Below are 2,042 nucleotides of genomic sequence, written 5' to 3' on the forward strand. Positions count from 1 at the left end.
GCAGGATCGATTTTCTTCGGCATGCTGCTCATCCTTCCGGACTCAAACAGCAGCGGCATCAAACCTGGGGCGGTTCAACCCGGCTGAAACTCGTTCTGGCCGCCTGGAGGGCCAGTGCCAGCGTTCGATGCTGCGAATCCGGAGAACGTGCCTCGTATGCGTCAAGGTTTGCGCAACGTACCGGGGCAGGGCTAGGGGGAATCGTGGGGCGGCGTGGGTTCCACACCGACCTCAACAGGCGCAATGCCCGTGTCGACCTCGAAGTAGATAGAGCTACCGGGCTCCTCGGTCCCAGGAAACCTGACGTTCACCTTGTAGAGGCCGACTTTCGTCACGGCAATCGGTGAGATGTCAACGACGATCGCCGCCGTCGCAGCCCTTAGATCGGCCCCCGGCCGTATTTGGGACGCGACCCCTCCCTCGACTCGACCGAAGACCTCGTCTTCGTCTGGGGACGTGATCGTAATCTCGATCGCTATCTCGGAGCCGCTCACGTAGTCAATGGGCAGTTCAATCATGGCGACGAGCGTCAGGCCGAGGGGGGCCGGGAAGATGGGGCGGCCGATGCGGTTTACGCCACCGTTGAGCATGCTCACCAAGCCGACACTGGATACCGTCGCGTGCTCACAAAGGGTCAGAACGATAACCCTCACTTTAGGTCCGCCTCAGTAACTAATTCGGGGTTGACCTCACCCATGGTCAGGGCATTAATTGGCGCGTTGCTAAGGAACGGGTCGTAGTGTCCTCCCGCTGCGTTTAAGGCGCGGGTGCCGGTGATCAGCTGGCCACCGTATTCGTTGAGCTGGCTGGTGCCCCACGACCTAGTCGATTCAGCGCTCTTGATAGCGTTGATGATAACGATCGCGTTTGCGGCGTTGATCACGGTCTGAGATGTGTTGCTCTGCGGTGTAACCCATTTGGCGCCGGGAGCGTACGGCGTTTCGCTGTCTTCAACAGTGAGTTTGGCGCGAACTCCGAGGGCCTCCATCATTGCGGCGAAGCTTCGTAGCGTCAGATTTCGACGGCCACTCAGTCTCTGGCTTATCTCGCTGGGACGAACGTCCAAGCGCGCGGCGAGTTGCTTCTTGTTGACCCCAGCACGCTCCATCGCCTCATGAACCGCTTCGCTTGCCTCGACGACCAATCGTTCGCCGGCAAGTAACGACCTGTACTCGCGTGAGTTCCGCGATCTCATAGTTCTCCCCGCTTATGCTGGCCGAAGATCTTCACTGCCTTCTTTATCTCCCGCTTCACCTTGCTATCGTCCGGTCGCTTGCGGCCGTGGGTTGCGGTGAAGTCCTTCCCGTCTCGGAGCATGTACAACCGGTAACCCGGTCCTGCATGGACTTTTATCTCGAAGACAGCTTCATCGAGGAATCGCCACTGTCCAGTTGCGCGAAGGTGCCCGATCGTGCATAGATGGGCGAACCTTGCTTCGAATCCGGCGAATGCGATGTCGTCCAGACCGTCCAGCCACTCCTCGACCTCACAGACGCCCTCCTTCGTCTCCACCGCGTACAACGTCAACGCTTCGCCCTCGAAGATTATTCGACGTTGTGAAGTCATATCTTCACTTTGCTCCAAGTGTAGATCGTGAACGGACGACCGTCACCGTGCCCCCAAGATTGAAACCGTAATCTACCTGCGGTTAGCCGGGCATCAGTAAGTATCGGGGTAAATCCGGCCGCGTGGGCTGCCGGTGTATCGCGAGGCGGACGTACCCAAGGCTTTTGTGCATTGTGCTCGCAGCGATTGCCGGATCCGCCCATGCAGAAAGAGTGCCCCGCTGCTAGCAGTTGTCGCGGTACACGTCGGCGACGTCCGGGCCCTCGGCACGCAATGCGAGAAGGATTCGCGACATGTCGCCGTGCCGCCTTCTCCGTGTCGCCCTCGACGTGTTGTTGCGGCCCGCGGCCCCGATGTTGTCCCACTCGACCCGCCATAGTTCGGTGCCGGCATGCGAGGTGGGCTTGACCCTGTTTGGTGGACACAGGGTCAGGCGGCTTGTGCCGTCTGATTGATCCGGTTTTCAAACTCGACGG

The 2,042-nt window shown here is 59.7% G+C and carries 3 protein-coding genes; all 3 read right to left on the reverse strand.

Going from position 1 to position 2,042, the window contains the following annotated elements; genetic code table 11:
- Nucleotides 1-191: 191 nt before the first annotated feature.
- The 3 genes from ACJH6H_RS29625 to ACJH6H_RS29635 are packed head-to-tail and all read right to left on the reverse strand — an operon-like array spanning nt 192 to nt 1,566.
- Nucleotides 192-653: a DUF6941 family protein gene (locus ACJH6H_RS29625; RefSeq protein WP_061006133.1), complete on the reverse strand. Its 462-nt coding sequence runs from the start codon at nt 651-653 to the stop codon at nt 192-194.
- The gene (locus tag ACJH6H_RS29630; RefSeq protein WP_162563610.1) at nt 650-1,144 is read right to left on the reverse strand and encodes a helix-turn-helix transcriptional regulator; all 495 of its coding nucleotides are present in this window, start codon (nt 1,142-1,144) and stop codon (nt 650-652) included. The genes ACJH6H_RS29625 and ACJH6H_RS29630 overlap by 4 nt, the downstream gene beginning before the upstream one ends.
- Before the next feature lie 47 nt (nt 1,145-1,191).
- Entirely contained in the window at nt 1,192-1,566 is a 375-nt protein-coding gene (locus ACJH6H_RS29635; RefSeq protein ID WP_135355178.1) for a hypothetical protein, read from the reverse strand.
- Between the last annotated feature and the right edge of the window lie 476 nt (nt 1,567-2,042).

The sequence above is a fragment of the Mycobacterium sp. SMC-21 genome (assembly GCF_045310825.1).
GTDB lineage: Bacteria > Actinomycetota > Actinomycetes > Mycobacteriales > Mycobacteriaceae > Mycobacterium.

Coding starts and splice junctions, on each gene's coding strand:
- ACJH6H_RS29635 (WP_135355178.1), bottom strand. CDS start 1,566: ATGACTTCACAACGTCGAATAATCTTCGAGGGCGAAGCGTTGACGTTG.